Genomic DNA, 13185 nt, shown 5'->3' on the forward strand with positions numbered 1-13185 from the left:
CGCCCCGCGTCACGGCGTCAGCACTTTGGTGGCGATCTCCGCCGCGACGACGAGGTCCTCCATGGCGAGGCCGACCGACTTGAAGAGGGTGGGACGCTCCGGGCGGGTCCACGGTTCGGTGACGACGCGGTGCAGGTCGACGTCGAAGACGGAGTCGTCCGCAGCGCCGGACTTCACGGCCATGATCAGGTCTCCGGCCTCGCGGCGGGCCGGGCCGGGCTGCTCGACCACGACGAAGGCCCGCCGCACGGTCTCGCCGTCGACCTCTCGCACCTCGGGGTGGTGGCCGCCGATGGCGTTGACATGTGCCACGTCGGCCAGAAGGCGGCCGTCGAACAGGGGAGTGGCCGAACCGGTGCAGGTGCAGACGATGTCGGCCGTCGCCACGTCAGCGGGGGTGCCGGGAGTCACCGGCAGCCCGTGTTCCACGGCGAGCTCGTCGGCCAGTTTCGCGGCCCGCGCCGGATCGCGGGAGACGACGCGCACCTCGGCCAGTTGCCGGACGCCGAGCATCGCCCGCACGTGCGACCGGGCCTGCGGGCCGGTGCCGAAGACCACCAGGGTCCGCGCGTCGGTGTGGGCCAGATAGCGGGTCGCCAGCGCGCTGACGGCGGCGGTCCGCAGCGCGGTCAGTTCGGACGCGTCCAGGAGCAGCCTCGGGACCAGGGTCGCGGCGTCGAAGAGGACGTAGGTGCCGTTGATCCGGTCCACCGAGAGCGCGGGGTTGCCGGGGGCGACGGTGACGAGCTTGGTGCCCGCCCACTCGGCGTGCTCGCTGGGCATCACCAGCAGCTCGCCGTGGCTCCACGGAACGGCCATGCGGGGCGGGTCGTCCTCGCCCGCGCGGGCGCGGAACGCCTGCTCCAGCGCCATCACCGCGTGCTCCATCGGCAGGACGCGCCGGATCTGCTCACCCGTGACGTACGGCGGGGGCTCGTTGTCCGCCCCCCGACCGATCTGCTCACCCGTGACGTACTGTGGGGGCTGGTCGTCCGCCCCCCGACCGATCTGCTCACCCGTGACGTACTGTGGGGGCTGGTCGTCCGCCCCCCGACCGATCTGCTCACCCGTGATGTACTGCGGGGGCTGGTCGTCCGCCCCCCGACCGAGATGCCGTGGCCAGGACCCCCTCGACGCCGCCGTCATGAGCGGTCCCGTGGAACCGCCGCGGTCGCGAGCGACTCCAGCAGCCGGGTGAGGGTGAGCACGCCGAAGCCGGTGGCGCCGTGGCCGGAGGCGGGACCGCGCCAGGCCGGCCCGCTGATGTCCAGGTGGGCGAACGGGATCTCCTCCGGGACGAACTCGCCGAGCAGCAGGGCCGCCGTGATGGCACGGCCCGTGTCGGCCTCGGGGAAGTTCCGCACCTCGGCGTAGCCGGACGCGATCTGGTCCCGGTAGCGACGCGCCCAGGGCAGCGCCCACAGCGGCTCGCCGGCGAGCGCGCCCGCCCGGAGCACCTGCCGCGTCAGGCCCCGGTCGCGGCCGAGCACCCCGCCGATCTCCGGTCCGAGCGCCGTCACCACCTGGTAGGTCAGCGTGGCGACGTCCACGATCGCGCCGGGGCGTTCCCGCGCGGCGAGGGCGAGCGCGTCGGCCAGCGTCACCCGGCCCTCGAAGTCGGTGTCCAGCACCTGGATCCGCCGGCCGTCACAGGCGCGCAGCACGTCGCCGGGCCGTACGCCGGCAGGGCCGATCATGTTCTCGGCGAGCGGGAGCAGGCCGCGGACCGCGACAGGGAGCCCCCGCCTGGCCAGCACCGACATCACGGCGAGTACGACCGCGGCGCCCGCCATGTCGCCCCGCATGCCCATCATGGCCGCGGGTGACTTCAGGGACAGGCCGCCGGAGTCGAAGGTGATGCCCTTGCCCACCAGCGTGATCGAACACCGCGCGCCCGGGGGCTCGTGGCGCAGGTCCACCAGCCGAGGCGGGTGCGGAGATCCGGCGCCCATGCCGAGCAGGGCCCCCATCCCGAGTTCCCGCAGGTCATGCTCGTCCAGGACCCGTACGGCCAGGCCTTCCCGGACGGCGACGTCCCGCGCGAGGCACGCCAGGTCATCCGGGACGAGCTCGCTCGGCGGGCGGTTGGTCAGTTCCCGGGCCAGCAGCACGGCCTCCGCGTCCAGCAGCCCTGCGGTGACGTGGTCACCGTCGGGTCCATCCAGGCCGGTGAGCGTCACGCTGAGCGGTCGCGCGGCCGTGAGGGCCAGCCCGGTCACGACCGCGCGGACGGATTCCCCGGCGCCGAGCGCGCCCGCGCCGCGGCCCGCCAGGTCGACCCGCACGGCATCGCCGGGCAGCAGTGCCGCCGCGGCCGCCGCGGCGGCGCGCAGCCGCTCGGCGTCGCATCCGTCCAGCGGCCCGAGACCGGCCAGCAGCACCGGACCCCCGTCCTCGACCGGCGCGGTGGAGCCCGGCTCGGCCGTGAACCCCTCCCACCTGAGCAGGCCCGCCGCGCGAAGGCTCTCCACCTCCTCGGTGAAGATCCCTCGCACCTCCGGCACATCCGCCCGACCCGGTCCGACCGCGACGTCCATCGCCCTACCTCTCCCTGTTACGGCGCGCCCAGTTTCCCGCCGGACATCAAACCCTCGCAGGGCGCCTCGCACGGTGACCCGGCGATGTGGTGGTCGCCGTGCACATCCCGGGTGGCCGCGCCGGAGCTACGGTCACCGCTACGCCTTGCAGAGAGGAGCTCCTAGATGAGCCGTTTCCGGGTCTCCATGGACATCGGCGGCACATTCACCGACGTCATCGGCTACGACGAAGCCACCGGCCGTTATCAGGTGGGCAAATCGTCCACAACGCCGGAAGACCTGACTGAGGGAGTGCTGACAGCGCTGGAGTCCCTGGTGGACTCCCCAGCCGACATCTCGTTCACGGTGCACGGCACCACGCAGGGGCTCAACGCCTTCCTTGAGCGGCGCGGCGTGAAGGTGCTGCTGCTGTCCACCAAGGGCGCGGGGGACACCTACCACATCGCGCGCGGCCCGCGCACCCGGCTGTACGACCTGCACTTCCGCAAGCCGGCGCCACTGGTCCCGCTGCGCGACATCGTCGAGGTCGGCGGCCGGTTCGACGCCGGCGGCACGGAACTCGAACCTCTGGACGAGCAGGCCGTGCGGCAGGCGGCCCAGCGCTACCGCGACGGCGGGTTCGGCGCGATCGCGGTCGCCTATCTCTTCAGCTACCTGGATCCGGCGCACGAGCTGCGCACCCGCGAGATCCTGAGCGAGGAGCTCGGCGAGGACCTCACGATCTCGCTGTCGCACGAGGCCGCGAAGGAGTGGCGGGAGTACGAGCGCACCTCCTCGGCGGTCGTCGAGGCGTACACCGGCCCGGTGGTGCGACGTTACCTGGAGCGCCTGGAGACGAACCTGACGGAGCGGGGGCTCGCCGTACCGCTGCACGTCATGCAGTCCTCCGGGGGCATCCTCACCGCCGAGTCGGCCCGCCGCCGCCCGTTGCAGACGCTGCTGTCCGGCCCGGTCGGCGGCACCATGGGCGGGGTCGAGCTGGCCCGCGCGATCGGCCGGCCGAACCTCATCTGCGTGGACATGGGCGGCACGTCCTTCGACGTGTCGCTGGTCATCGACGGGCAGCCGGACATCTCACCGGAGGCCAAGATCGAGGGCCTCCCGATGCTGATGAGCGTGGTGAACATCCACACCATCGGAGCCGGCGGCGGCTCCGTCGCCTGGCTGGAGGCCGGCGGCCTGCGGGTGGGCCCCCGCTCGGCGGGCGCGACCCCCGGCCCCGCCTGCTACGGCCGCGGCGGCACCGAGCCGACCGTGACGGACGCCAACCTCGTCCTGGGCCGCATCGACCCGGAGTGGTTCGCCGGCGGCTCGCTCACGCTGGACACCGGCGCGGCCCGTACCGCTCTGGAAGGCCTGGCGCAGGGCCTCGGCCTGGACACCGTGGCCATGGCCGAGGGCGTCTGCGACGTCGCCAACGCCAAGATGGCCCAGGCGATCAGGACCATCACCGTCTCGCGGGGCATCGAACCGCGCGACTTCACCCTGGTCGCCTTCGGCGGCGCCGGTCCGATGCACGCGGTCTTCCTCGCCAGGGAGCTCGGCATCGGCGAGGTCGTGGTGCCGCGCTTCCCGGGCGCGTTCTCCGCGTGGGGCATGCTGCAGACCGACATCCGCAAGGACGCCTCGGACACCTACTTCCACCTCGACGCCGACCTGGACACCGCCGACATGGCGGCCAGGCTCGCGGCGATGGCCGAGGCCGCCCTGAGCTCGCTGGCCGACGAGGGGGTGCCCGAGCCGAACCGCCGGGTGGAGTACGCGGTCGACATCCGTTACGCCGCTCAGGAGTACACCCTGACCGTGCCGCTCCTCGACGCGAGCGAGCCGGCCCGCGACGACTTCGTGGAGATCATCGCCAAGCGGTTCGGGCAGCAGCACGAGTCCCGTTACGGCCACGCGAACCTGGGCGCGCCGATCGAGTTCGTCACGCTGCGCACCACCGCGTTCGGCGACCTCGGCCGGGGCGCCGCCGAGCAGGTGGAGGCGGCCACGGAGACGGCGTTCCCGCACCGGCTCCGCGAGGTCGTGTTCGACGGCCAGAGCCGCTCGACCCCGCTCATCCGCCGTGCGGACCTGGCGGCCGGGCACGCGTTCGAGGGCCCGGCGATCATCGTGGAGGGCACGGCCACCACCGTGGTGCCCCCCGGCTTCTCGGTGTCGGTGGACCCCATCGGCTCCCTGGTGATCCGGACCAGCACGGACGGCACGCTGTGAGAAACGCTGTGAGACAGGAGGAATCGTGACCGACAACAGGACCGTCGACCCGGTCGTGGTAGAGATCATCCGCAACGCGCTCTCCGCCGCCGCCGACGACATGAACGCCACCCTCATCCGATCGGCCTACACCCCGATCATCTACGAGTGCGGCGACTGCGTCGTCGCGCTGCTGGACGACCGGCACCAGGTGCTGGGCCAGTCCGCCGGCCTGCCGATCTTCCTGGGCAACCTGGAGACCTGCACCAAGGCGACCGAGGAGCAGTTCGGCCGCGAGGTGTGGCAGCCGGGCGACGTGTGGATCCTCAACGACAGCTATCTCGGCGGCACCCACCTCAACGACGTCACCATCTTCGGGCCGGTCTTCGTCGACGAGGAGCTGGTCGGCTTCACCGCCACCCGGGCGCACTGGATCGACGTGGGCTCCAAGGACCCGGGCGGGTCGATGGACTCGGTGAACATCTACCAGGAGGGCCTGCGGCTCGGCGCGCAGAAGCTGGTCGAGGGAGGCCGCGACGTCCCCGGGGTGATGAGCACGATCGCCACGAACGTGCGCTTCCCCTACCAGACCAGCGGCGACATGCACGCGATGATCGCCACCATCAAGATGGGCCAGGCACGCCTGGAGGAGATCGTCCGGCGCTTCGGCCTCGAAACGCTGCGCGCCGCCCGCGACGAGATCTTCGCCCAGACCGAGGCGCTGGAGCGCGAGGTCATCGCGGCGATCCCGGACGGGGTCTACACCGCGGAGGGCTGCCTCGACAACGACGGCATCGACCTCGGGACCACCATCCCGATCAAGCTCAGGATCACGGTCAGCGGTTCGGACATCGACTTCGACGTCACCGAGTCGGCCGACCAGACCACGGGGCCGATCAACTGCGGCACGTCCCAGACGGTGTCCGCCTGCCGGGTCGGGTACAAGCTGCTCGTCAGCCCGGACGTGCCCGGCAACGGCGGGTCCTTCCGCCCGATGACGGTCCAGGTGCGGGAGGGATCGGTCTTCGGCGCGGTGGCCCCGGCCGCCTGCCAGTGGTACTTCTCCCACCTGGGGCTGCTCATCGACATGGTGGCCAAGGCGCTCGCTCCGGCGATGCCGGGCAAGGTGGCGGGCGCCAGCCACGGCGACTCGATGATCGTGCTGCTGGCCGGCACCGACCCCCGGACCAGGCGCGACTACGTCAGCCTGGAGGCCACCCTCGGTGGCTGGGGCGCCTGGGACGGCTCGGACGGCGAGACCGCCCTGATCAACAACGTGAACGGCTCGCTCAAGGACATCCCGGTGGAGGTGTTCGAGACCCGCTACCCGTTCCGCATCAGCAGGTACGAGATCCGGCCGGACTCCGGCGGCTCCGGCCGCTTCCGCGGGGGCAACGGCGTGCTCCGGGAGTACACCGTGCTACACGACTGCACGGTCTCACTGTGGTTCGAACGGTCGTCCACCCCGGCGTGGGGCCTGTTCGGCGGGCACGACGCGGTCCCCCCGGAGATCGTCATCAACCCCGGCCGTCCCGACGAGCGGCGCATCCTCAAGTGCAACGGCCTGCGCCTGGCCGCCGGTGACGTGATCCGCTGCATGACCGGTGGCGGCGGCGGCTTCGGCGACCCGGCCGAGCGCGACGCCGAGGCCGTACGTACCGACGTGCTCGACGGCCACGTCTCCGCCGCGCGGGCGGCCGAGCTCTACGCGGTCTCCGTCTGAGCCCGGCATCCGATCCCGGTACGGCGGCGCGGGGCCTGACCCGCGCCGCCGTACCGGTCTCAACGGCATGTCCGGATGGCTCAGCTCAGCTCGGGCAGCAGCGCGTAGCAGGCGAGGTGGAGCGCGAGCCGCTGATCGGGGCGATCGGGATCGATGCCGCGCGCCCTGATGCGCTCGACCCGGCCGAGCACCGTGTTGCGGTGCACGCCGAGCCGGGCGGCGGCCTGGCTGGTGGAGTTCGCGCAGTCGAGCAGCGCGGCCAGCGTGGTCACCAGCACCGGCCCGTCCGGCGCCGAGAGCAGGTCGGCGAGCACCATCCGGGCGGATCCGACCAGCTCCGGCTGTGACAGCGAGGCGAGCAGCACCCGGAAGCCCAGCTCGTCGAACGAGCGCACCGTCCCGTGGCCGTCCCGCACCGTCACCCCGGCCGCGAGCATCGCCTGCGACAGCGACTCCCGCAGCCCTTCGGCCCCCTCGGCGACGCGGCCCACGCCCGCGCTCAGCGGGATCGGCGAGCGCATCCGGGCGAGGTGCCGCCGCAGCGCCGACGCCACCTGCTCCACCTCGATCTCCTCGCCGGTCCACCAGCTGGCCCAGCCGGCGTCCCACGGCACCAGAGGCAGGTCGTCGATGACCTCCTGCCAGGCCGAGATCACGCCCGGACCGGTGGCGGCGGTGTCCAGCGGGGTGCTCGACCGCAGGAAGACCGCGACGTGCCGCCCGCCGACGCGCCATCCGAGCGCCTCCCCCGGGACGGTCCGTTCCCGGTCACGGGTGCCCGGCTCCTCCTGCGCCGTCGGTGCGGGATCACGCCCGGCCGAGGCGAAGAGGGCGCGGAGAGCCGCCCGGCCTCGCTCGGCGTCGTGCACCGCGTCGACCCGCTCTCTGGCGACCGAGGCGGCCAGCGGCCCCCGGGCCAGGCGCAGGATGAGGAGCACGGTTTCGGCCCAGGTGGGCGAGGAAGGGCCGGCCGTGGCGGCGACCAGCTCGGCCCAGCGGCGCCCGTCCGGGCCCGGCACGTCCACCTGGACGCGGTGCTCGGCCCGGTCGGCGGACGCCTGGCCCGCGAGCACGTGACCGTCCGGAGCCACCAGCGCGGCCGTCACGCCGGGAACCTCCGAGTTGATCACCCCGACGATGCCCCGGGCGTTGCTCCGCTCGGCGAACAGCTCCGCGCAGCGCGCCGCGAGGCGGGCGCGGGCGGCCTCGGGGCTGGCGATGGCCGCGGCCAGGTCCAGGGCGCAGGCGGCGGTGTCCCCGGTCACGACGAACACCGGCAGCCGCATCCGCCGGGCGAGCTGGGCGGTGGCCTGGTCCAGCCCGACGACGGCGGGGCTGACCAGGCAGGCGGCACTGCGCTCCCAGGCCAGGCGCAGCGCCGACTCGACCGCCCACGCCCCCTGCGCCAGCCCGCAGGAGAGGACCACGGCGGTACCGGGGCCGCAGTGGCGGACCTGGTCGAGATCGGAGATGAGCGCCACCCGTGACACCGGCCGGGCGAGGTTCTCCCCGACCAGCATCTCGGCGTGGCCGAGCGGCCCGTACCTGACGAGCTCGTCCACGGTCAGCTGCTCGGCGGGGCGTCCGGCGCGCTTCATCGGCCCTCCTGGCGCGGGTGGCGCAGGGGGAAGCCGAAGGCTCCCGGCCCGCCGAGGCCGAGCCCGTGGACGGTGTGCCATACGGGCGCGGCCGGCACACACAGCACGTCCACCTGGTCGCCGACGGTGAGCCGTTCCGGCCCGGTCATCCGCAGCGTGCCCCGGTCGAGCAGGCAGAGCAGGTCGGGAACGGCCGCGGTGAGCGCGCCGTCGGCGAGGGCGAGTACCAGCTCGTTGTGCGCCTCCAGCCGGATCAGGCGGCCACTGTCGTGGTCGTGGACCACCATGCTCATCGGGTTGCCCGGATAGACGGTTCCGGCCTGCCGCACCGAAGGGCCGAGCTCCACCACCCGGCCGCCGCCCAGGACCGTCGCGCCGGTCGCCGCCGCGAGGTCACGGAGCAGGCGCTCGTGCGGCGCGGTGCCGCTCGCCGGCCACCCGCCGTCGCCGGGGCGCCCGTACCGGGGCAGTGCGGAGCCGCCGCCACCGGCGGACTCCCGCGCCGTCCTGCCGTCGGAGGTGTGCTCGCGCAGCAGCCGGCCGACCTCCAGCGTGCGGCTCACCGAGCCGTGGATGGCGGCCTCGTGCAACCGTCCCACCTGGGTGGGGTACATTCCGCACAGCAGCCACCCGCCGGCGGACTGGGCGATCGACCTGGCGATCCGCTCGGCGCGGGCCGAGCCGGTGTCCAGCAGCAGCGAGTCGTTGCCGGCGCTGACGACCGCGAGCGGGCTGAGCGAGAGGCCCGCCAGCTCGTAGGTGGTCTGGTGGATCAGCGGGAACACCCGGCCCATGCCGTCGCAGTCGATCAGCGGCAGGCCGAGCACCGCGGCGGCGGCCACCGGGTGCAGCGCGTTCACGCTGGCCGCGTTGAGCGGCATGATCGCGCCCAGCGGAGCGCCGAACCGCCCGGCCAGGCTGCGTGCCAGGGCCACGGGTTCCTCCCCGGAGGGCGGCAGCTCGGCCATGGCGACGGTCGAGCCCATCGCGCCGACCGCCGCGCACGGCGTGCCCGGGTCGAGCTCGCCGGCCGTGACCAGCTCCACGGGCCCCGTCCGCGCGAGGATGTCCTCCAGCCAGAAGCCCGCGAACTCGATGCCCTCGCCCGCGGCGCTGGTCGAGAAGAACTCCGCCCCCGCCAGCAGGGCCGGGACGTCCGCCACGGTGATGGAGCGGCCGGTCACGCGTCGTCCTCCGCCCGGCCGCCCGCGCGTACCACCAGCCGGTAGGAGCCGCTGCGCAGGAACGACAGCGACAGGGCGCGGGAGCTGACCACGCGCTCGCTGCCGAGCCGCGCGCCGCTCTCGGCCACCAGGGTGAGCGCCCGCTGCTCCGCGGCGGCCTGCTTGCGGGCCAGCACCTCGGAGGTCTCGGCGTACAGCACGGTGTCGAGCCAGGCGCTCGGCTCCGTGCCCGCCGCGCCGATGGCGGCCAGCTCGGCCGACGGCTCCACCAGCACCGACGCCGACGGCAGCCGGGCCGCGGCGGCCCGCGCCCGGTCGGTGGCGTCCCCGTCGCGGGGGCCCCCGTCCGGGCCCGCGTCGGCGACGGCGATGACCGCGGTGTGCTGGTCGTGCTCGGCCAGCAGGGCGAAGGCCGACGCCGTGGCCGTGTACGAGCCGCGGATCGGGGTCAGCGACGCCTGGGGAACGGCCATCCGCACCCCACCCGGACCGGGCCGGTCGGTCGCCACGTCCGGAAGGCCGTCGCGGACGTGGCCCACGGCGAGCCCGTCCGGCCCGGCCAGCCCCACGACCGCGTCGTCCACTCCGGCCAGCCGCGCGGCGCCGGTCAGGGCGGCGGCGCCGGTGGCCGACAGCCCCAGCACTGGCAGCAGCCGCAGGCGCTCGGCGGAGATCCTGCCGCCGTCCCCGGCCACGAACCAGGCCGACGTAGAGCCCCCGAGCCGGCCCGAGATCACGACGCAGCGCTCTACCACCTGCTCGGCGCGGCTCAGCAGCGCGGCGTTGATCACGGTCGCGGCCTCGCGCTCCAGCAGGCCAAGGCCTCCGACCTGGTGCGAGAGCGAGACCCTGAGCTGGGGAAAGGCCTCGCGGACCAGCTCGGCCGCGGCGAGCTCGTGGTCGGGGCATCCGAGAGCCCCCGTGGCCGTCAGCGCCAGCGCGCTCATCCCCTCCGCCTGCGCCGCCGCCGCGGTGCGGAGCACCTCGTAGATGTCCAGCGTGGCGAGCTCGACCCCGAACAGGTCGTGCCCTCCGACCACCGCGGCCCGGCGCCCGGCCAGTGCCAGGAGCAGGGGAGAGGGATGCCCGCTGCCGACCGGCGCGCGCGGCATGACCCGCAGGGACGCCACCGGCGAGCCGGCGGTGGCCGGGTCGAGCTCGGCGGAGACGTCCCAGGTCACCGACCGGACCGGCGTGCCCTCCGCGAGGCCCCGGAGCATGCGCGAGAGCGTGCGGTCGTCGCCGGAGTCGCACGCGGCATGGCGGATGTCACCGGCGCCGACAAGAGCGGCCCGAGCTTGGCCGGCGCCCAGCCGGACCCCGATGCGCGCGCCAGCCACCTAACTCCTTCGGCCTCGCAGCAGCCGGTCGAAGCTGACCGCTCCGAGGATCAGCGCACCCTGCACGACCTGCTGATATATGGTATCCCAGCCCAGCAGGTTGAATCCGTTGCCGATCAAGGTGATGAGGAGCACGCCGATCAGCCCGCGCCAGATCGCGCCCTCGCCGCCGAGCACGCTGGTGCCGCCCACCACCGCCGCCGCGATCGCGGTGAGCTCCATGCCCGTGGCCATGCCCGCCTGCGCCGACCCGCCGCGGGAGGCCAGGATGAGTCCCGCCAGCGCCGCGCACACGCCACTGATCGCGAAGACCGCCACCCGCACCGCGCCGACCCGGATGCCGGACAGGCGCGCGGCCTCCTCGTTGCCGCCGACGGCGTAGATGCGCCGGCCGAAGGTGGTGCGCGCGAGCACCACCCAGCAGACCGCCGCGACCAGCAGGAACAGCAGCGAGGCCGCGGTGATCCCGCCGAGCACGGTCGGCCAGCCGAGCGCCTGGAAGGACGCGAGCCTGCTCTCCTGCGGGTACACGATGGCGCCGGCCGTCAGGATCACGGCCAGCCCCCGGTACATGATGCTGAGGGCGAGCGTGGCGATGAACGAGTGGACCTTGACGGTGATCACGACCAGGCCGTTGATCGCGCCGAGCAGGCCGCCGGTCAGCACCCCGGCGGCCATGCCCGCCGGCACCCCGGCGTGCGTGGTGACCACCACGGCGACGATCGCCGAGACGGCGAGCACGGCGGTGATCGACAGGTCGAAGGCGCCCGAGATGATGACGAGGGTGGCGGCGCAGGCCAGCAGCCCGATCACCGCCGCCTGGTCGAGCAGGTTGACCAGGTTGCCGGTGGTCATGAAGGTCTGGGTGGTCAGCGACAGCGCGACCACGATCACCACCACGGTCAGCACGATGCCGAAGTCGTGCAGCCTGGCGAACCTGCTGGCCGTGGCCCGTGCGGCCGCCTCGGGCGGGGCCTCCGTGTCAGCCATGGTGGTCATTCGTGCTCCTCCGTGCTGTTACGGCTGGATTCCGGGTAGTTCGTCGGGTCAGTTGAGCGGGCCGGCCCGGGGGCGGCTCCGGTGGGGAGGTCGTCGGCGAAGGCCATCGAGAGCACCTGCTCGCGGGTCGCCTCGCCCCGGGCGAACTCGGCGACGAGCCGGCCGTGCCGCATCACCAGCACCCGGTGTGACAGCCCCATGACCTCCTCGACCTCCGAGGACACCATGAGGACCGCCATTCCCTCGGCGGCGAGGTCGACGAGGAGCCGGTGGATCTGGCTCTTGGCCGCCACGTCCACGCCGCGGGTCGGCTCGTCCACCAGCAGCACCGCGGGCTTCTCCAGCAGCCACTTGCCGAAGAGCACCTTCTGCTGGTTGCCGCCCGACAGCGTCCAGACGGGCCCGCCGAGGTCCGAGCCCCGCACGTCCAGGTCACGGAGCATGGACCCGGCCGCCGGCCTCTCGGACCCGCCCCTGACGAAACCGGCGAGCTGCCTGGAGCTCAGGCTGGCCAGCGCGATGTTCTCGCGGACCGAGCGGTCCAGCACCAGCCCCTGCTCCTTGCGGGACTCCGGGACCATCGCCAGGCCGGCGCGCATGGCCCGCGACGGCGAGCCGGGAGGCACCGCGTCGCCGTCCACCTCGACGGCGCCGCCGTCGCGCGGGTCGGCGCCGAAGATCGCGCGCAGCGTCTCCGACCTGCCGCTGCCGACCAGCCCCGCCACCCCCACGATCTCCCCGGCCCTTATCTCCATCGACACGCCGCGCACCGCCGTACCGCGTCGCAGGTCGCGGACGCTGAGCACCACCGGGGCGGCGTCCTTCACCGGGGCCGGCTCGGGGTAGAACAGTTCGAGCGGCCGGCCGACCATGTGCCGTACCAGGCTGCCGGGCGTCTGCGCGGCGGCCGGTCCGGTGACCACATGGCGGCCGTCGCGCAGCACGGTGACGTCGTCGCAGACCGACAGCACCTCCTCCAGGAAGTGCGAGATCAGCACCACGGCGGTGCCGTCGGCCGCGAGCTGCCTGATGACGGCCATCAGCCGGTCGGTCTCGGTCTGGGTGAGCAGCGCCGTGGGCTCGTCCATGCCGATCACCGAGGCTCCGGACGCCAGCGCCCGGAGGATCTCCACCTGTTGCTGCGCGGCGAGCGGCAGGTCACGCACCAGGGCCGAGGGGTTGAGATCGAACCCGGTGCGCTCGATCAGCCGGGCCAGCGTCCTGCCGTCCTCGCGGCCGGCCCGCCAGCCGAGCCGGTTGTGCCACCGGCCGAGGTGGACGTTGTCCAGAACGGTCATTGCCGGCACCAGGGCGAGCTCCTGGGAGATCAGCGCGAACCCGTGCCGCAGCGCGTCCCGGGGGGAGCCGACCGAGATCGGCTCGCCGTCCAGCAAGATGCGCCCGGTGTCCGGAGCCACCGCTCCGCACACCGCCTTGAGCAACGTCGACTTGCCGGCGCCGTTCTCGCCGAGCAGCCCGTGCACCCGTCCCCCGTACAGGGTGAACGACACATCGCGCAGCACGGGCACGCCGCCGTAAGCCTTGCCGAACCCTTCCAGGTCGATCCTGACCGGCTGGGACATCGGGTGACCCCTTTCCGCGCCGCTC

The 13185-nt window shown here is 73.7% G+C and carries 9 protein-coding genes; 2 read left to right on the forward strand and 7 right to left on the reverse strand.

All coding sequences use genetic code 11. The features are described from left to right. Positions 1-9 precede the first annotated feature (9 nt). Positions 10-1146 carry an ornithine cyclodeaminase family protein gene (locus ACOZ38_RS11880; protein WP_424530364.1) on the reverse strand — a complete coding sequence of 379 codons (1137 nt, stop codon included), beginning with the start codon at positions 1144-1146 and terminating at the stop codon, positions 10-12. Then, positions 1143-2537, reverse strand: a complete 1395-nt coding sequence (locus ACOZ38_RS11885; protein ID WP_424530366.1) for a leucyl aminopeptidase family protein — start codon at positions 2535-2537, stop codon at positions 1143-1145. The genes ACOZ38_RS11880 and ACOZ38_RS11885 overlap by 4 nt, the downstream gene beginning before the upstream one ends. 165 nt (positions 2538-2702) lie before the next feature. On the opposite strand from ACOZ38_RS11885, the gene ACOZ38_RS11890 reads away from it, so the two are divergent. Then, positions 2703-4754: a hydantoinase/oxoprolinase family protein gene (locus tag ACOZ38_RS11890; RefSeq protein ID WP_424530368.1), complete on the forward strand. Its 2052-nt coding sequence runs from the start codon at positions 2703-2705 to the stop codon at positions 4752-4754. 25 nt (positions 4755-4779) lie between these two features. Continuing rightward, positions 4780-6456 (forward strand): hydantoinase B/oxoprolinase family protein, encoded by a 1677-nt coding sequence (locus ACOZ38_RS11895; RefSeq protein ID WP_424530370.1) that lies wholly within the window; start codon positions 4780-4782, stop codon positions 6454-6456. A gap of 80 nt (positions 6457-6536) precedes the next feature. On the opposite strand, the gene ACOZ38_RS11900 is transcribed toward ACOZ38_RS11895, so the two are convergent. Genes ACOZ38_RS11900 through ACOZ38_RS11920 form a run of 5 tightly spaced genes read right to left on the reverse strand, consistent with a single transcriptional unit; the run spans position 6537 to position 13160 of the window. Further along, on the reverse strand, positions 6537-8054 hold the full coding sequence (locus ACOZ38_RS11900) for a PucR family transcriptional regulator (protein ID WP_424530371.1): 1518 nt from the start codon (positions 8052-8054) through the stop codon (positions 6537-6539). Next, on the reverse strand, positions 8051-9238 hold the full coding sequence (locus ACOZ38_RS11905) for a DUF917 domain-containing protein (protein ID WP_424530373.1): 1188 nt from the start codon (positions 9236-9238) through the stop codon (positions 8051-8053). Before ACOZ38_RS11905 ends, ACOZ38_RS11900 begins: the two co-directional genes overlap by 4 nt. Beyond that, positions 9235-10578, reverse strand: a complete 1344-nt coding sequence (locus tag ACOZ38_RS11910; protein WP_424530374.1) for a hypothetical protein — start codon at positions 10576-10578, stop codon at positions 9235-9237. Before ACOZ38_RS11910 ends, ACOZ38_RS11905 begins: the two co-directional genes overlap by 4 nt. Next, the gene (locus ACOZ38_RS11915) at positions 10579-11577 is read right to left on the reverse strand and encodes an ABC transporter permease (RefSeq protein WP_424530375.1); all 999 of its coding nucleotides are present in this window, start codon (positions 11575-11577) and stop codon (positions 10579-10581) included. Then, positions 11574-13160 (reverse strand): sugar ABC transporter ATP-binding protein, encoded by a 1587-nt coding sequence (locus tag ACOZ38_RS11920; protein ID WP_424530377.1) that lies wholly within the window; start codon positions 13158-13160, stop codon positions 11574-11576. The genes ACOZ38_RS11915 and ACOZ38_RS11920 overlap by 4 nt, the downstream gene beginning before the upstream one ends. Positions 13161-13185 lie beyond the last annotated feature (25 nt).

The organism is Sphaerisporangium viridialbum (assembly GCF_049674955.1).
In the GTDB taxonomy this organism is placed as follows: Bacteria; Actinomycetota; Actinomycetes; order Streptosporangiales; family Streptosporangiaceae; genus Sphaerisporangium; species Sphaerisporangium viridialbum.